Raw genomic sequence first — 16,877 nt, 5'->3', positions numbered from 1 at the left:
CTTCACGATTACCAGGAGATTGGAGCGGTTCCGTCCGGAACAACCTGGTATGTCGACCAGGGTCTACGGGGCAAAACCCGCTACTATTACCGGGTCACGGCCGTGAACCCGTCCGGGGAATCCCAGGCATCGCAAGCGGTCAAGACGAACACCAGACCGGGGAACGACGAAGCGGCCCCTCCGGCTCCCGGAGGACTGACGGCTGAGGCCGGAGCCGAGCAGGTAACCCTGCGCTGGATGCCCAGCCTGGAGAGCGACTTCCTGAAGTACAGCGTCTACGTGGACGGGATCCGCAGGGCGTCGGTGGATCCCGTAACGGAGTCGCAGCTTACGCTGGAGGGGCTGACCCCTGGCCGGTCGTACAGCTTCACCGTGACTGCGGTGGACCGGAGCGGCAACGAGTCCGTGCACAGTGCTCCGGAAGCTGCCGTCCCGCAGGCTAAGCCGGTGCAGGTAGCGATCGAGAACGGCGGCTTCGAGCTGGGGGATTTCAGCGGCTGGAAGGAATGGCACCCCGAGGGACAGGCGGCCGCCCAGTTCATCGACTCGGACAGCCCAAGGGGAGCATATAAGCTCACCCACTGGGCCGGATCTGATTACCGGCAGTCGACTTACCGGACCTTGGAAGTACCGGATGGCCGATATAAGGTCCAGGTGTGGGCCCGCACGGGCGGCGGGCAGAATACCTTCCGTCTGGAAGTGAAGCCGTACGGCGGACCGGAGCTCGTGAAGGACATGAAGGGAGCGTCCGGCGGGAGCTGGACCCCCTACGTGATCGATGGAATCGAAGTAAGAGGAGGACGTCTCGAGATCGGCGTTTTCTCTGACGCCAAAGCTGGGAACTGGGCGGCGGTAGATGATTTCGAACTGTACCGTTACCCCTGAGTGGATGATGCTTTCACCGAGGCTGCCGGTCTAACCGGCGGCCTGTTTGGCGTCTCCCGGGTAAGAAGGCTGTCCGCCGTGAGGAGGGAGCAGAGCATAGCTGCAGGTGAGGGCCCAGTTCTGGTTCCTATGGTACGTGTGCAGCATGTAGAGATGGGAAGCGGACCACTGGCGTAAATATTATCTTGCCTGGGGCTCTCAGCAAAGGCACTTTCGATATGCGGTTGAGAGGACTCCCCCCCCCCTCAATATAGCGTGTCTGCCATTTCACCACAACCGCTTATTATGTAATGCGGCCACCTGATCCAAGTACGCCAGGGCTTATAGAAGCGCTATTAACCAATATTGCTCTCCTTGTTCAATATCCGTTTCAAGTCTTGATTGGTGTACTGATTATTGTTCAGATGATAGATTTCAAAGAGAAGTTGACGCAACTACCATTTCAATATCAAATTCGTTAAAAATTTTGACAAATGGTGCCTTCGGTTCGGCATCGGTTATAAGCATGTCGATCGCATCGAATGGACAAACGCGGTGAAAGAGATTTTTCTCGAATTTGGACGAATCTGCTAGCAGAATGACTTGGTTCGCACGCTTGATCATCTCTCGCTTCAAGTAGGCTTCCTCAACAGTTGGGGCGAATAAGCCTTCGGCAGTAATGCCGCATGTGCCCAGGAACAGCTTATCCACCCTGATTTCACTCAGCATCTCAATCGTACGAGGGCCAAAGGCGTAGCGGTGCCAGGTGTTGACGACACCGCCGAGCAGATGGGTTGTTGTCTGCGACTTGTCACAGAGTACGGCTGCGATGTCGATGGAATTAGTGACAACTACATTATCCGTAGTGGTCATGAACTCCGCTATATACTGTGTGGTCGTTCCGGTATCCAGCATCAAATAATCGCCGTCTTGGATGAGTGACGCTGCTGCGACAGCTATGGAACGTTTGTTTCCGGAATCAGTCAGTCGTTCCTTATAGCTGCTAATGTGCTTAGTCATGGAAGGCAAGATCGCGCCGCCACGCACGCGGACGATGAGGCCGTCCGTTTCCATTTTGACCATGTCGCGCCTGGCTGTATCATAAGAAACCTCGTATAATGCGCAAATCTCTTCCATGCTTATTTTTTGATTTATTTTCAAATAGTCCACGATCGACTTGATACGTTCCTCTTGATTCATCCTCTTGCCCACCTTATCTGCATTCTATTCCTCATTATACGCATTCGACTGATTTGAATACAAGTGTAATCCGAAAAACGCGCGGTTTATGCTTATTTTTTTATGCATATTAGTGCAAGTAATAAGTTATAAACTTGTTCTAGTAAGTAAATTAACTATCCATGTATTGAAAAGTTGCAAATCATCACTTATACTAGGGTTGCAAATGCGTTAGATAAATAGGAGAAGGAGAGAACGCTATGAACAAGGTTAAAGTGGGGATCGTCGGTTTTGGATTATCGGGACAGGTTTTTCACGCTCCAATTATTCAAGCTGTAGATGGAATGGAGATCGTGAAGGTAGTCTCCGGTAATCCGCAAAAGGTAAAACAGCAGCTGCCGGACACCGAGGTGGTCGGTACGATCGACGACCTGCTACTGGATGAGGCCATTGATCTTGTCGTTATCACGTCGCCGAATCAAACGCATTATCCGTATGCGAAGCAAGCGCTGCAAGCAGGCAAGCATGTTGTGGTAGAGAAGCCCTTCGTCATCCACTCGGAGGAGGCACGCGATCTGATTGAGACGGCAAGCCGGCACAAAAAGCTGCTCAGTGTCTATCAAAATCGGAGGTGGGACAACGACTTTCTTACTTTGAAGCAAACGATAGAATCCGGTGTTATGGGGGAGATTGCTCACTATGAGGCGCATTTTGACCGCTACCGTCCGCAAGTAACGGACAGATGGAGAGAGCAGGAAGGTCCGGGCTCCGGCATGCTGTATGATTTGGGCGCGCACTTGATTGACCAAGCGCTGCATCTGTTCGGAAAGCCGATCAGCGTATATGCCGATGTGTTCCCGCAGCGGGCAGGCTCCAAGGTCGACGATTATTTTCATCTCGTGCTCAATTACGACAAGATGCGGGTTATTCTACATAGCGGCTCGCTCGTTACCCAGCACAGTCCGAGGTTTCAAGTGCATGGCAGCCAAGGCAGCTTTATCAAATACGGACTGGATTCGCAGGAGGATATGCTTCGTCAAGGCGGCTTGCCAGGTCAGCCAGGCTGGGGCGCGGACAGAGAGGAATGGTACGGTGAGTTGACGTTAGCATCCTATGGGTCGATTCAAACGGAGAAGGTGAAGACGCTGCAAGGCGGCTATGAGCGGTTCTATCAGGGCATGTTTGCTGCCATTACGGATCATGCGCCTGTACCGGTTCAGGCTGAGGATGCCATGGATACGATGAAGGTCATCGAGTTAGCGATACAAAGTAATGCAGAGAAAAGAACAGTACCTTTCAGGTAATGGATGCTGCTGAAGAATAGGAGGTCAGACATTGAACGAGCTTTCAAGTTTGCTGGATGAATTGAAGCTTGAAGAAGAGAACATTCAGTTCGAGCATTTTAACAATCGCACGGCTTATGAATTAGGCACGGCGATGACGGACGAAGCTTATCGTAGAGGCTTACCGATTATCATCGACATTAGCAAGGTCGAGCAGCGCCTTTTTCACCATGCTTTGCCTGGCACCTCGAAGGACAACGAGGAATGGGTCCAGCGTAAGAACCGCGTTGTACGTCATTTTCTGCACAGTTCATTTTATATGGGGACGTATTATAAGCTGCACAATACCGATATTCTGCAAAAATCCGGTCTAGATCCGGCACAGTATGCCACCCACGGCGGCGCATTTCCAATTATTGTCCGCAATTCCGGCGTCGTAGGCACGGTTACCGTCTCCGGCTTGCCGCAAAGGGAAGATCATGAGTTCGTGGTCAGCATGCTTCGGCGGTTTTTGAATATGGAGCTGTAATTGAAAGCATACACCGATGGAGTGGGGATGTCCGCAGCACGAGAGGGCGCAGACTGGGTAACCCGCTTCGATTGGATCTGACCGGTGGCGCATGAAGAGTAGGTTCTGACCGACCACGTCGCTTACGATACCAAACGTTCTTCGCCGCCTAAAGGACCAATCCCCTATTTCGGTCAAGTAAGAAAAACATCTGAAAGCGGTAAAGGAGGACTTTTTATGGATAAAATTAATAGGATTGAACCCGCTAATGATAAAGAAATAGAATTCAATGAAAAGAATAATCCTGATATTAGTTTTTTTATGGAAATGATAAATGAACCGGATGAACTTCTCATTGGTAGATATCAATTTACTTATAAAGATCGCGTTCATTCTAACTCTGAAGCAAGAAGATTTATCAACTTTTTAAAATGCATTAATAATTGATACACAATAAATGGTGTGGTGTATTAAAAGACTGCAGACATTTGCACAAAAGATGGATTTTTATACATATGCATCGGATGGGCGATATAAGGTCCAGGTGTGGGCCCGCACGGGCGGCGGGCAGAATACCTTCCGTCTGGAAGTGAAGCCGTACGGCGGACCGGAGCTCGTGAAGGACATGAAGGGAGCATCCGGCGGGAGCTGGACCCCCTACGTGATCGATGGAATCAAAGTAAGGGGAGGACGTCTCGAGATCGGCGTCTTCTCTGATGCCAAAGCCGGGAACTGGGCGACGGTAGATGATTTCGAACTGTACCGTTACCCCTGAGGGGACGATGCTTTCACCGAGGCTGCCGGTCTAACCGGCGGCCTGTTTGGCGTCTCCCGGGTAAGAAGGGCTGTCCGCCGTGAGCAGGGAACAGAGCATTGCTGAAGGTGAGGGCTCAGTATTTATTTCCGGTTTCAGCACGAGGGTGATTACGAGCGCGACAACCGCGAAGTTCACGAGGAGGGCTCCATTACCACCACCTTCTAATTTTGATTCATTTCCAGTTTAAGCCATTTCGCAGCCCTCACTGCAGCATTACTAGGGCAAGAATGAAACCTTTTGAAGTGGGGAGGCGTATAGGAATTAACTGGTAAAATTAGCAAGGAGTGATGGTCTTTTGATATCCCATCTGCCTCAAAGGCTGCATCCCGACTCGGTGAAGGTTTCCCGGATCTCTGCCATTATTGTGAACTCTGTACTCATCACACTGTCCATTTTGTATTGTCTACTCGCTTACTTGTTTGGCTGGAGTTTCCTCCCCGGATGGATCGCCCTCGGCCTGTTTGCCCTAAGCTTCGTTCTCTTCGTATGTTTTGTGCCGAAAGCAGAGGTCCGCTGGTTCTCCTTTGACATTCGAGAGGAGGAACTTGAGCTTCAATCAGGAGCTCTGTTCATCAGTTCTGTTCTGGTTCCAATGATACGCGTGCAGCATGTAGAGATGGGAAGCGGTCCACTGATGCGCAAATACGACCTTGCGGAGGTCAAGATCGTAACAGCTGCTACAACGCATAAGATTAGCGGATTGAAACGGGAGGATGCAGAGCGGATCAAGCAGCAGATCAGCAGGCTGGCCAGGGTGGTGGAACCAGATGAATAACGAGAAGCAGCTGCATCCCGTATTCCTGCTCTTCACGTTCTATGAATGGATTAAGGGGCTCATTCCCATCATTGTGATTCTATATTTGCGAAGGGGTCAAGTTCTGGAGGATCTGTATGGATGGGGAATATTAGCCGCTTTGCTGCTAATTCTGCTTATTGGTTGGGGGGTACTCAGCTGGAAACGGTTCGTTTATATGCTTGAAGATGACCGTCTGGTCATCCGGCGCGGTGTACTACTGAAAGATGAGAAGAACCTTTATTTCGGCCGGATCCACTCGGTCAGCATGGAGCAGCCGTTGCTCCAGCGTCTTCTCGGCGTGGTGCAGGTTCGGATCGAGACACCGGGTGGGGGGCCAAAATCGGATGGGCTACTGCCAGCCGTGTCCTTGGAGGAGGCCCAGTTCCTGCAGCAGTGGCTTCGTCAGCGACAGCATGCAGCCCAGGGAACAGGTATGATAGGGACCTATGGTGCAGATGTTGCAGGGACCGCTCTGGCAGAAAAAGACCTGGGCAGAGAAGCAGGTGCAGAAGGGATATCTGCGCCGGAACATAGTCTGCCGCAAACAGCCCCGCTGCTGAAATTATCGTCGAGTGAGGTGGCCAAGGCCGCCTTCTCCTCCATGAATATCGGGATGGTTGTAGCCTTCACCGGCGGGGTATACTCGTTGCTGAACGACTTCCTGGAGGACAACATCTATGAACGGCTCTTCAAGGAGTCAGCGGCCCATCTTCATGGGGGATTCGCCATTCTAACGGCATCGAGTGTTCTGCTGCTGTTTGCCTGGCTGCTCTCCTCAGTGCTGTTCATTCTAAGGTTCGGGGAATTCACCGTTAGCCGGGACGGGGAGCAGCTCGTGGTTGCTCACGGCCTCCTCGAACGCAGGAAGACCGTGTTCTCTCCGAGGCGTGTGCAGGCTGTTATTGTAAAAGAAGGGTTGCTGCGCCAGCTGCTCGGATACGCTGAGATTGAGCTGCGTGTCATTGCATCATGCAAGCAGGAAAAGCTGGTGCTTCACCCCTGGGTGCGAACGAAGGACATTCCTGCGCTGCTCAGTGAGGTGGTTCCTCAGTTCACCGTGAAGCCGGTGACCGCAAGAGCCCCGCGGCAGGCCTTCCTTTATTACCTTCGCTTCAAAATGCTCGTTGTCACATTGATGTGTGCCGTGGCGATCTTGTACTTTCATTTGCCGGGCCTGTGGGCTCTAATACTATATCCGCTAACGTGGTTCTGGTCGCTGCATTGCTATAAGGACGCGGGAATGCACTTATCAGGAGGAGAACTGACGCTGCGCAGACGCTTACTGTCGCGAGAAACATGCTATGTACTACGGCCTCAGATCCTTACGGTGACAGCGAGCGGCAGCCTTGCACAGCGGAAGAGGAAGCTGCTGTCTCTGAGGGTGAACATCATGGGAGGACTTGGGGGGAGCTCCTTCGAGGTGCACTACCTGGATGAGGGGGACGTGCAGACCGCTTGGCGCTGGTTCAGCCGCAGTGGAACAGGATTTATTCAGCGCTCGCGGTAGAGGGAGGAGTTCGAACAGATTAAACATAGTGAGGTGATCATTGTGAGGTTTCACTTTAAATTAATCCATTTAGAAGGCACAGAACTTCCGGAGTTTATGATGTATAAGCCGAATGCAGGGGCTATCGAAGCCCCTGCATTCTTAAGTGTAGTAGAGTATTTGAAAGAAAGCTATGGCGAGAATGCTATCGGAGAGTGGAATTATACTGAGAGAGATAAGAAGGGAGAAGTCATCTTTAAAAACTATGCCGATGGAATGGTTGTAACCTTTAAAATTAGGAAGGAAAAGAGCCTAGAAGTGTGGATATCGGATAATTCTTATGCACTAGGTGATAAAGTTTGGTTCAAAGGATCAGAAGAATTGCGGGCTGAGTTCGTTCAGATCGTAGAAAAGTCGGGGGAGCTATACAAGGGTGTAAGAGAGTATGAGGTAAAGGTTCTTGCAACAGGGAAGGTAATCAAAAATGTACTCCCTGACCAGTTAAGGAAGGAATAAATAGGTATTCTAGATATGCTCTTTGTCACTTTGCGAGTGGGGCGGTCCTATTTCCAGGATCGTAAGGGTTACTGCTCCTATGACAATCGTTGCTGCGCAGAGAACTTATAATTTTGATTTCCGAAATACACATATATAATGTATGACACTAACCCCTAGCGGAAGCCGGGTAGGCATGGTCTCCTTGGGGCAGGGGGTAGTGGGATTCAATGAGATTGATAAACTCCTTGTTGGAAATCGTATAGGCTTCACAAGCGTCTCCAAGGATCAAATTCCTCTCTCCCTTTGGCCAGGCGTAAGCACCTTAAATGAGCGGTTGTGATGGAATGGCAGACACTTTAGGGGGGAGTGGGCTTTACGCGTGGAGATTCGAGTCCTCTGAACGAATATCGAATACAGTGATGAGGAACTGAAAGCAGCCGGTACGATGCTGCAGGAATGGCAGAAGCATCTTCCTGTGGCGGAGGACGAGACGAAGGGGAACACAAGGAAAGTCGAGGGGCGGTGTGATGCGTAATTCCTTATTGCATTCTAACAGCATCTTCTGGGTAAGGCTCTCTCAGCTTTAGTAACCATTAGTACTCCTCAACTGCCAATCAGGCTGGGAATGAGCAGTAACAAAGAAAAAGCTGCCAAGGAGTATTCCATGACAGCAGTTTGTTAATGGGCTTGAGGTAATTTTTTCAATTCTTCGATTGATATTCCTGTGAACTCTGAAATTGACTCTAAATCCATACCTTTTGCGAGCATTTTTGATGCAACCTCAAGCTTGCCCTTCTTTTCACCTTCTTCACGTGCACCCTCCATGGAAGAAGCCTCGTCATGCAGAGCCTTCTGTCTCATTTCATAAAGCCGGCGTGTCTCTGCGTCTTGACTAAGAAATTCTAGAACGGTCATCGCTTTGCCGAGTTCAGGTTCCTGCATTTTTAACACCTCCCAATTATCTGTATTGTCACTTTTGAGAAAAAGTAACCAGTTCAACAAACCGCCAGATGTGGTTATCTGTTGATACTGCAACTTTGAAAGTTCCAGAAAATGTATTTCAAGATCGTCGGTTAATGATATGCCTCTACGGTCTTCTCGTAAATGAAATACATTATGATATCTGTCGTTTGGCAGTATGGAGAAGTTAAGTATGTTGATGGTGACACACTTCTTCAGAGTCTTATATGGCTGTCCTTCTTCAAGTTGGCTAGCGTATTACTTACTCCAATAATATAATGTTCGCTTCTCATTGTCATAGCGGTTAAACAACTGCATTTCGATATTAATTAATTTGCCTTCAGCAGTTCTAGCTTGGATATCAAATATGGACTGCTTATCTTGAGGCGAGTCTTTATCCGTGTATGGGTTCATGAGTACAATTTCGGTAAGAGGCGGTTCTCCGGCTTCTTGGAAAGTACGGTTAAGAAATGCCAGCAGCACATCCTTATTCTCTTCACTTCCGAATATCCGTTTAAAAACAAAATCATTCTTTGGATCAAGTAAATCTTTCATGAAATCAATTCCAATTCTTATTCTATTATATCATGAGGCTTCAGAGAGATGCATTATTTGTCAGGCAAGAGCTGTTAGGTAATTATTATTATGGCATTTAAAAACTCCATAGATATTAATTTTGAATGTATAGGTTTGCCAACAAAACTTTATTGAAGGGATTGATTCTGGATACTTTTGAACTGTCAGTCAAAACATTTGGTTGACTTAACAGTATGGGGATTTTTCTTGTTGTCCAGCTTATGCGAGCCAAGATTTCTGATTCAGCATATCGATGATACCTGGATCCAAGTTATAGGTCTGCTTTTACGGTTGACAGTGAGTAGCAGCCTCGCTCATCGGCAGCTCTATCCTTTAAGGTGAGCATCATGGGGGAATGGGAAGGCAGTTCCTTCAAAGTGCACTGCTTGGATGAGGGGGATATTCTGGCCATATGGAGCTGGTTCAGCCTTAGTGGAGCAGGACCTCGCTGCGGCTTCACCGATCCGTAGCGAGGTCACACATTTGTATGGTAGGGCAGCCTTCATTCAGCCCGCGCCTCACCATCATAGTCATAAGTATAGCGACTACACTTGAGACTATGTTGGTATGATGGGCTAAATGTCTAGCATAAGGGACGTTTAAGTTTATATAGTCGCTATATGCCAACCCTTGAGTCTAATGGTTTTTTGGCACACTTTGAATCATAGTCGCTATTTAATGGGGAGTACTTTTGCAAGGCTGCAACCAGTACCAGAGAATTTTATTCCTGAGACTCCCACTGCTAAATCGTAAGCCGACATTTTCTGTATAAGTGAGATTCTTGGTGGTAGTCGAAATTGCATTTAGGCTAACCGTATTTCCCGCAAGTTCGGTACTGACTCATCAGCCCATCCGAAGACAGTGCATGTAGCATCTCGGGCTGGTAGATTTATCGCTCCAACCCGATAACGATAGGTGATCCCTATCGTTATTTCCGTTAAGTATAAAAGGACATCCTTTCATGAAGAAAGGAAAGGCTTCCGCACGAACGGTCAATAACATCATGGATTGCCTCTTGCCAATGCAGGCAGATGCACCTGACTTCTCACCGGTACTTACTAAAGCGAGTGACAGCTATGCAGGCGGACACTGGTTCTTACGGTAACAGTAGCCTCGCATAGTTGCAGCGGGAGCTAGTGTTTTATGATGGTGAACATCATGAGGGATTAGGGGGAGCAGCTCCTTCAAGGTCCTTGAGAAGACTAAGAGCTTATCCCGAAATAGTGGGTAATAAAGGGTACGAGGTGAGCGAAGATGCGAACAAAACCCTGGACCCTATCCGATGAATTTTGGGAAAAAATCAAAGATGAAATTCCGAAACGAAAACGAGATGCGAAACGCGAGTACCAGAGAAAGCCAGGCGGGGGCAGAAAACCGACCGAACCACGTAAGGTTCTGGAAGGGATTCTGTATGTCCTTCGCACCGGGTGTCAGAGGAACGCAGTTCCGCGCGAATATGGTTCGTCCAGCAGCCTGCATCGGCATTTTCAATTTTGGACAGAAGAAGGATTTTTTGAGCGAATCTGGGTACTCGGCCTACAAGAGTACGATGAGATGGAAGGAATCGGCTGGGAATGGCAAAGCATTGACGGCAGTTTAGTCAAAGCTCCTCTTGCGCTTGAAGCATCCGGGAACAACCCGACGGATCGGGGAAAAAAAGGGGACGAAACGAAGTGTACTCGTGGATCAAAATGGACTGCCACTAGCCGTAGTAATCGACGGGGCGAACCGGCATGACGTAAAGCTGCTGGAACAGTCGCTGGATGCTCTTGTCCTCAAACCGCAGCAAGACAAGGAGCAGTCGAGCTTGCATTTATGTGCCGATGCTGGTTATACCGGCAAGAAAGCCCGTCAGAATGTCATCGACCGTGGCTATATCCCGCACATACGATCCCGCGGGGAGGAAAAGCAAGAAAAGCAGGAGGGCAAGAGTCCCCGCCGATGGGTCGTTGAAGTGCTTTTCTCTTGGCTTAACCGCTTCCGGGAGTTGCTTGTTCGTTTTGAGAAAAAGGCGTGTAACTACCTTGCTTTACTTCATTTCGCCTGCTCGATTATTGTCTGGAGGAAATGATCAAGGTCCACTCCCGCTAATTTATTTCGGGATAAGTTCTTATACGGTAACCTCCAATGAACAGGGAAAATTGAGCTTGTACGTGGATCATTACCAGTATACGGGCGGGGCGCATGGTGGGATTGCCCGCCGCGGTTATACGTTCGATCTGAAGACAGGGAAGCTGCTCACGCTGAAGGCAGCCGCGGCGGATCACCCGGATTATGTCACTATCATCAACCGCACGATCCAGGAACAAATCAAGGATACGGATCTTCCTCTCATTACGCCGTTCGACACGATTAAGCCGGACCGCGATTATTATTTGAGCCATGAAGGCGTCGTAATCTATTTCCAGCCGTATGAATATACCGCCTATGCCGCCGGCATGCCGGAATTCAGGGACTACGAGGAACACGTCTGTATGTATTCACTTGATGGTGTGGCTGGTCTGAGCAGGGCCTTTTCGCATTTGATTGTCCCGCACTTTATAGGTTATAATACTGAATAATTGTTCAGTATTATTTTCATCTTGCAGAATCTGTCATCCAGAAAGTGGTGAAGTGCATTTGAATAAAAAGAAACAGCAAACGGAGCATACGAAGAAAAAGATCGCCGATGCGGCAAAAGCTTTATTTGCCCAAAAAGGCTATAAAGCAACATCCATTGAAAACATTGTGAAAGCTGCCGGGTGCAGTGCCGGTAACATTTATTACCATTTCAAGAACAAGGAAGGACTTTTTTTATACTTACTTGAAGATTGGAACAGGGAATGGGATGAGACATGGCTGGCCAAGGAAAAACTGTATCCTACAACGATCGAAAAATTATATGGCATGGCCGAATTCCTGGCGCTCGATCAACTGAGTCATCCGCTGACCAAGGCTGCCGATGAGTTTTTCAACAATGCCGAGAAAACCCCGGAAGTGGAGAAGCGAATCAACGAGATGGTCGAAGGGTACATCGCTTTTAATCAGCAGCTGCTGCAAAGGGGAATCGCTAACCATGAATTCGAAATCACCAATGTTTCTGGTCTCGCCATTATTCTTGATAGCCTGCTGCTCGGATTAAGTCAACACAGCCGGAGGATGGAACGGGAAGAAGCGCTGGCGGCATATCGGTTGGCTATGGATGTGTTTTTGCATGGCATTGTCAAGCCGGCTCAATAGCCCCTTTTTTTTTGCACATATTCTGAATAAAAATTCAGTATTCATTGATAATGGAGGATGTAAGAATGGCTTTATTGACAAAACAGCGGGGAGCCTTGCTGATACTCATGTTCAATCTGCTGCTGGTCTTCTCGGGGATCGGCCTTGTCATTCCCATCATGCCTAAGTTCATGGAGAGCCTGGGCATTACCGGGGGGACGGTCGGCTTGTTGGTAGCCGCCTTCTCGCTGACACAGTTTCTATGTTCGCCCTTGGCAGGCCGGTTGACTGATTCCTACGGAAGAAAAAGAATGATCGTCATCGGGCTGGTGGTGTTCGCCATTTCGGAGGGACTGTTTGGGTTAGCCAATTCATCCGTCCTGCTCTTTGCCTCAAGGCTGCTCGGCGGCATTAGTGCCGCGATGATTATGCCGGCTGTTATGGCTTATGCGGCAGACATCACAACGCCCGAAGAACGCGCGGTGGGGATGGGGTACATTACTGCGGCTATAACAACAGGCTTTATTATTGGGCCGGGCATTGGCGGTTATATTGCTGAGTTTGGCATCCGTGTACCCTTTTACGCTGCAGCGGCTGCGGGGATTCTGGCAGCATGTATTACGTTAGTGATCCTTAGGGAATCGCTCCCTTCCAAAGAGGAAGGATCTGATACTCCAACTAGCGAAGTTGAACGGAGAGGTCTACTTCAGCAATTGAGGTACGCCTATAAAGAGCCCTTTTTTTTAAGCTTGATCATCGTTTTTGTTATGTCGTTCGGGCTTGCTAATTTTGAAACGGTCTTTGCACTGTTTGTGGATCAAAAATTTGATTTTGAGCCGAAGGATATCGCTTTTATCATCACCTTCGGATCCATTGCCGGTGCGGTGGTTCAGCTCACGGCCTTCAGCTGGATCTTGAGGCGGTTTGGGGAGCAGCGCGTGATTTCCCTTTGTCTTTTCTTTGCGGGTTTGTTTATTTTGCTGACGCTTTTCGTTCATCAGTACTGGATGATTTTTGCCGTTACCTTTATTGTATTTTTGGCAGTCGATATCCTACGACCGGCCATCAGTACGCAAATGTCCATGGTGGCTAAGGATCAGCAGGGCTATGTTGCCGGCTTGAACTCTGCTTTTACGAGCCTTGGCAATATTGCAGGGCCTATTGCTGCTGGTTTTCTATTCGACCTGAATATCAACTATCCGTATACGCTGGCTTGTCTAGTCCTGTTGATGTGCTTCATTTTATCGGTTAAAGGCAAAAAGCGCAGCCTGCAGGATGCCCATGCGTCCTCTTGATGAGAAATGAAGGAATTCGAACATCCCAGACGATAGCGAAATAACGTAATGAAGCTGCCGGTCACATGACCTGCAGCTTTTATTGCGTTAACCGGCAGTTTAGTACAATAGCAGTTGTCATTGTAACCGCACAAAGATGCAATGCTGGAGTGGTAACAAGGTGGTTCAATGTCAGGCTAAAGATCGTCAGACTTTTTATACTTAAGTTTTGAGGGAGGAAAGCCGCGGGTCTGACTGAACTGCCGGCTAAAGAAAGATACATCCTTGTAGCCGAGCGCTTCAGAAACTTCCGATACGTTCATGCCATTGTAGCGCAGGAGATGCTCGGCTCGTTCCATTTTGGTCCGAATGATATATTGTTCCACCGTCAAACCCATAATTGCCTTGAATTTTATCGAAAAATAACGCGGGGAGAGTCCGGCGCTCTCCGCCATGGAATAGAGACTATGAACGGCACCGGGATGCTGCCGGACTCTATACGCAATGGTGCGAATAAGGGAGACGAGCGATTCACGTTCGGTCCCGGTGAGGAATGAATCCGTGTGCGATTCCTGTTCCCGCTGCAATTGGATGAGCATAAGGGAAAGCAGAAGCTTGGCTTCCTTCATGTAGTCCCCCCGTTGATCGAGCATGGTTTCCACATACCGATTCAGGTAAGTCTCAAACAGAAAGGTGTCTCTGACGATGGTATGCGGTTGCAAGGGAACCGCAGCGGGTACGGCGAATTGAAAGTGCAGGAACGTGACGGTTAGCGGTTGAAGCGGATTATGACCGGCTAGCGTCCCATCTCCAGGTCGAAACAGGAAACAGGTTCCCTTGCCGACCGTATAGGGGCGGCCGTTCAGTTCCATCCTTCCTTCGCCTCCCCATGCATACCATAAATCGAAATCCTCAAGGGGGTGACGGGAGGTGTCCCATTTCCAGGTAGGCTCGCAGGTGACTTTTCCGAAATTGTCGTCAAGCTGAAGATCTGTATACGAATCGAACAAAATGAACACCCCCTACGCCGATATGTGTTAAAGTGCAAATTTTTATCATTTAAGTGAATTCATTTTATCGTAGTTCTTCTCTAATATAAAGTCATCAATCGTTGTTAAACTACAAGAAATGAGGGCTCGATATGCTTCATCCGTTCATGGGGATTGAGGAGTGGGATAGAGCAGGGATATCTGTAGAGGAATCATCTCAACGGCTGCAGCGAATCGGTTATGTCGATCGACAGCTCATGCGAATGGAAGCCGGTCATATGACTGCCAGACCCGAATATGAAATAAAGGGTGCTCTTGCACGGATGTTATGGCAGGATGCCGAGTTCTACAACCAATTGCGAAATCGATGCAAGCAGTTAAGAATGGGCTTTGTCGCCTTTGAAAAGTGTCCAGACCCCGATCTGGAGTCGCTGATGACTCAAGCTCTGCAGTCGGAGAATACTCTCGCCCTATTGGTTGCACTGTTCAAGGTCGTTAAGCCTGCGCAGATCGCAGCCATTCAAGCGTATCTAAGGCTGGCGCAGCCGATCGTCGACGAACCAACGATTGGGCTTCTGCGGCACCAGCTCCTCGATAGGGAAGAGCAGATCTCCTGGGGACTTCAAGCATTGAAGGTGGTAACCGAAGCCGCGAGCGAGGAGGAGCGTCTTCAGGCAAGGAAGTGGGAGTCCTATCTTCAGGCTTTGCTTCGCGCAGCCGGAGGCATTCATGGGGAAGATCCGAAGCAAGCCGTCGCTATGGAAGTTGTAATGGACTCGAAGCCATTCGAATTACCGAGACAGAGCACTCGGGATCAGAGATTTCAAACAACGATGGTCAAGCTGCAGGGGATGCGTTTCGAGGACAGCGATCAAGGACGGTTTCTCCAGATGATGCTGCATCGGTATTTTGAAATGTCGCCCGCCGAGGCGATTGCTTATGTTCACTTTGCAAGCGAGGGCAAGCCGTGGGCTTTCTATCATGATACGGCGAGGCACATTTGGGATGAGGCGCGCCACGCTTGGTTTGGCGAAGCGGCTTTGCGGAGCAAGGGCTACGATGTGTATTCGTTCCGCAACTGGACGGGGTGGTACGATATGACTGCACAGTTATTCGTACAAGACGAGGCGTATACGCATTTGACCATCGCAATTGAGAAGGCGGCTATGAAATATCCGCCGGGTAAACGGGAGGAATGGGAATTTTGCAGGGATAGCGTAAGAGACCCCCTGATGACCACGTTTCAGGATTTCGATTGGGCCGATGAAGTGGTGCATGCGGGCTTCGGGCAGAGATGGATCATCGAAGCGGTGCACGGTGGCGATAGCCGTAAAGCGGCTGAGGCGGCTGAGGCAACCGTAACGAAACGGGCCGCTTTCATGAAACAGCATGAGTCAGGAGATTCGCCTCCGGATCATCGGTTTGCGGGAGGCTATTAATCGGATGAGAATGGGCGAAGAAAGCAGCCGGCAGCCTCGTCTAGAAGTACACCAATCTTGGTGGGCGATGGCGGGGCTTGGAGATGGCGACCGGGAATGGCCGCTCGAACACAAATTCGATTTGATTGCGGAAGCCGGTTTTACCGGAATACTGGGGAGGCTTCCCGAACCTCAAGATGCCAAGCGGTGGCGGTATCTGCTCGACCAATACGGGTTCAGCTTCGGCGTACATTCTTTTCCTGCAACCGTCCAGGATCTGACGGATGTGCTCGTTCGTGCTGCTGATTTTGGCGTTGATTATGTGAATGCGCAAGTCATGGATGCCTTCGTCATTGGGGAGGATGCCATCCGATTGCTTGACGGTTTGATTCGTACGGCGCAGCGGTCAGCGATCCCCTTTTATGTAGAAACCCACAGGGGGCGGATCACTCAGGATTTGATCCGGACGGCAGAGTATGTATCCAAGCTGCCGGATCTCCGGTTGACGATTGATATGTCTCATTATGTGCTGGGTGGTGAGATGGAAAGCTCGAATGAGAAAGCGGAGCGTTTGATCGATAGGTTACTGGAGAGGACGGCTTGCATTCATGGGCGCATATCCAATGGCCAGCAAATTCAAATCGATGTCGGGACGAGTGACTTGTACCACCCGATAACCGACAATTTCATGCGATGGTGGGAAAAGGGGATGAACCATTGGCTTCAGGCAGCGAAGCAGGGGGATGTCCTGCCATTCGTCTGCGAGCTTGGCCCGCCGGGTTATTCGATCGTGCACCCAGAGACGAAACGAGAGATTTCCGATCGGTGGCACCAGGCATTAGTACTCAAAGGGCTCGCGGAGCAAGCTTGGATGAATGCTCATCCCGACGATGATTGTAAGTGATTTGATTCAGGTTTTTTCTTTTTATGTAAAGTGGAGAGAGATTTCCCTTCAAATCTAACTTTCAAAAATTAATCCATATTAGGTCATGTTATCCAAATATGGATTTTTGGGTAAAAGTATAGAGAGA

Annotated in this window: 16 protein-coding genes and 1 pseudogene; 14 read left to right on the top strand and 3 right to left on the bottom strand. The window is 49.4% G+C overall.

What is annotated here, in order from left to right; translation table 11 throughout:
- Nucleotides 1-102 precede the first annotated feature (102 nt).
- Nucleotides 103-885: a fibronectin type III domain-containing protein gene (locus tag ACP26L_RS18275; RefSeq protein WP_426454672.1), complete on the top strand. Its 783-nt coding sequence runs from the start codon at nt 103-105 to the stop codon at nt 883-885.
- 414 nt (nt 886-1,299) lie between these two features.
- Here ACP26L_RS18275 and ACP26L_RS18270 read toward each other — a convergent pair whose 3' ends face one another.
- Nucleotides 1,300-2,064 (bottom strand): DeoR/GlpR family DNA-binding transcription regulator, encoded by a 765-nt coding sequence (locus tag ACP26L_RS18270; protein ID WP_426454670.1) that lies wholly within the window; start codon nt 2,062-2,064, stop codon nt 1,300-1,302.
- A 239-nt stretch (nt 2,065-2,303) separates the two neighbouring features.
- Between ACP26L_RS18270 and ACP26L_RS18265 the strand changes: the two genes are divergently transcribed.
- From ACP26L_RS18265 to ACP26L_RS18235, 7 genes are all read left to right on the top strand, one after another.
- Nucleotides 2,304-3,347: an oxidoreductase gene (locus tag ACP26L_RS18265; RefSeq protein ID WP_426454669.1), complete on the top strand. Its 1,044-nt coding sequence runs from the start codon at nt 2,304-2,306 to the stop codon at nt 3,345-3,347.
- A gap of 31 nt (nt 3,348-3,378) precedes the next feature.
- Nucleotides 3,379-3,855 (top strand): heme-degrading domain-containing protein, encoded by a 477-nt coding sequence (locus ACP26L_RS18260; protein ID WP_426454667.1) that lies wholly within the window; start codon nt 3,379-3,381, stop codon nt 3,853-3,855.
- 216 nt (nt 3,856-4,071) lie between these two features.
- The gene (locus ACP26L_RS18255) at nt 4,072-4,281 is read left to right on the top strand and encodes a hypothetical protein (protein ID WP_426454666.1); all 210 of its coding nucleotides are present in this window, start codon (nt 4,072-4,074) and stop codon (nt 4,279-4,281) included.
- Between the two features lie 52 nt (nt 4,282-4,333).
- Nucleotides 4,334-4,609 carry a hypothetical protein gene (locus ACP26L_RS18250; RefSeq protein WP_426454664.1) on the top strand — a complete coding sequence of 92 codons (276 nt, stop codon included), beginning with the start codon at nt 4,334-4,336 and terminating at the stop codon, nt 4,607-4,609.
- A 337-nt stretch (nt 4,610-4,946) separates the two neighbouring features.
- A complete protein-coding gene (locus tag ACP26L_RS18245; RefSeq protein ID WP_426454662.1) occupies nt 4,947-5,426 on the top strand; it encodes a PH domain-containing protein in 480 nt (159 codons plus the stop codon).
- A complete protein-coding gene (locus tag ACP26L_RS18240) occupies nt 5,419-6,954 on the top strand; it encodes a PH domain-containing protein (RefSeq protein WP_426454660.1) in 1,536 nt (511 codons plus the stop codon). Before ACP26L_RS18245 ends, ACP26L_RS18240 begins: the two co-directional genes overlap by 8 nt.
- A 33-nt stretch (nt 6,955-6,987) precedes the next feature.
- Nucleotides 6,988-7,449, top strand: coding sequence for a hypothetical protein (locus ACP26L_RS18235; RefSeq protein ID WP_426454658.1), 462 nt, complete (start codon nt 6,988-6,990; stop codon nt 7,447-7,449).
- Nucleotides 7,450-8,109: 660 nt separating this feature from the next.
- Here ACP26L_RS18235 and ACP26L_RS18230 read toward each other — a convergent pair.
- Nucleotides 8,110-8,946, bottom strand: a pseudogene (locus ACP26L_RS18230) (Rpn family recombination-promoting nuclease/putative transposase).
- Nucleotides 8,947-10,221: 1,275 nt separating this feature from the next.
- On the opposite strand from ACP26L_RS18230, the gene ACP26L_RS18225 reads away from it, so the two are divergent.
- From ACP26L_RS18225 to ACP26L_RS18210, 4 genes are all read left to right on the top strand, one after another.
- Nucleotides 10,222-11,038 (top strand): IS5 family transposase gene (locus ACP26L_RS18225; RefSeq protein WP_426454656.1). Its coding sequence is split into 2 segments (ribosomal slippage): nt 10,222-10,620 and nt 10,622-11,038, totalling 816 coding nucleotides; the frame shifts between segments, so codons are not numbered across the junction.
- Nucleotides 10,959-11,528 carry a DUF3298 domain-containing protein gene (locus ACP26L_RS18220; RefSeq protein ID WP_426454654.1) on the top strand — a complete coding sequence of 190 codons (570 nt, stop codon included), beginning with the start codon at nt 10,959-10,961 and terminating at the stop codon, nt 11,526-11,528. The genes ACP26L_RS18225 and ACP26L_RS18220 overlap by 80 nt, the downstream gene beginning before the upstream one ends.
- Before the next feature lie 58 nt (nt 11,529-11,586).
- The gene (locus tag ACP26L_RS18215; protein WP_426454652.1) at nt 11,587-12,186 is read left to right on the top strand and encodes a TetR family transcriptional regulator C-terminal domain-containing protein; all 600 of its coding nucleotides are present in this window, start codon (nt 11,587-11,589) and stop codon (nt 12,184-12,186) included.
- A 65-nt stretch (nt 12,187-12,251) separates the two neighbouring features.
- Nucleotides 12,252-13,460, top strand: coding sequence for an MFS transporter (locus ACP26L_RS18210; RefSeq protein ID WP_426454651.1), 1,209 nt, complete (start codon nt 12,252-12,254; stop codon nt 13,458-13,460).
- A gap of 176 nt (nt 13,461-13,636) precedes the next feature.
- Here the strand turns inward: ACP26L_RS18210 and ACP26L_RS18205 are convergent, their stop codons facing one another.
- Nucleotides 13,637-14,458 (bottom strand): helix-turn-helix domain-containing protein, encoded by an 822-nt coding sequence (locus tag ACP26L_RS18205; protein ID WP_426454649.1) that lies wholly within the window; start codon nt 14,456-14,458, stop codon nt 13,637-13,639.
- Between the two features lie 122 nt (nt 14,459-14,580).
- On the opposite strand from ACP26L_RS18205, the gene ACP26L_RS18200 reads away from it, so the two are divergent.
- Both ACP26L_RS18200 and ACP26L_RS18195 read left to right on the top strand, forming a co-directional pair.
- A complete protein-coding gene (locus tag ACP26L_RS18200) occupies nt 14,581-15,867 on the top strand; it encodes a hypothetical protein (protein ID WP_426454647.1) in 1,287 nt (428 codons plus the stop codon).
- Nucleotides 15,818-16,750: a sugar phosphate isomerase/epimerase family protein gene (locus tag ACP26L_RS18195; protein ID WP_426454646.1), complete on the top strand. Its 933-nt coding sequence runs from the start codon at nt 15,818-15,820 to the stop codon at nt 16,748-16,750. The genes ACP26L_RS18200 and ACP26L_RS18195 overlap by 50 nt, the downstream gene beginning before the upstream one ends.
- Nucleotides 16,751-16,877 lie beyond the last annotated feature (127 nt).

The sequence above is a fragment of the Paenibacillus sp. S-38 genome, from assembly GCF_049942825.1.
Classification (GTDB): Bacteria; Bacillota; Bacilli; order Paenibacillales; family NBRC-103111; genus Paenibacillus_G.
This window is presented reverse-complemented; position numbering and strand designations above follow the sequence as displayed.

Excerpts from the sequence above, each read along its gene's own strand:
- ACP26L_RS18270 (WP_426454670.1), bottom strand. The coding sequence starts at position 2,064 with ATGAATCAAGAGGAACGTATCAAGTCGATCGTGGACTATTTGAAAATA.
- ACP26L_RS18265 (WP_426454669.1), top strand. The coding sequence starts at position 2,304 with ATGAACAAGGTTAAAGTGGGGATCGTCGGTTTTGGATTATCGGGACAG.
- ACP26L_RS18255 (WP_426454666.1), top strand. The coding sequence starts at position 4,072 with ATGGATAAAATTAATAGGATTGAACCCGCTAATGATAAAGAAATAGAA.
- ACP26L_RS18250 (WP_426454664.1), top strand. The coding sequence starts at position 4,334 with ATGGATTTTTATACATATGCATCGGATGGGCGATATAAGGTCCAGGTG.
- ACP26L_RS18240 (WP_426454660.1), top strand. The coding sequence starts at position 5,419 with ATGAATAACGAGAAGCAGCTGCATCCCGTATTCCTGCTCTTCACGTTC.
- ACP26L_RS18210 (WP_426454651.1), top strand. The coding sequence starts at position 12,252 with ATGGCTTTATTGACAAAACAGCGGGGAGCCTTGCTGATACTCATGTTC.
- ACP26L_RS18200 (WP_426454647.1), top strand. The coding sequence starts at position 14,581 with ATGCTTCATCCGTTCATGGGGATTGAGGAGTGGGATAGAGCAGGGATA.
- ACP26L_RS18195 (WP_426454646.1), top strand. The coding sequence starts at position 15,818 with ATGAGTCAGGAGATTCGCCTCCGGATCATCGGTTTGCGGGAGGCTATT.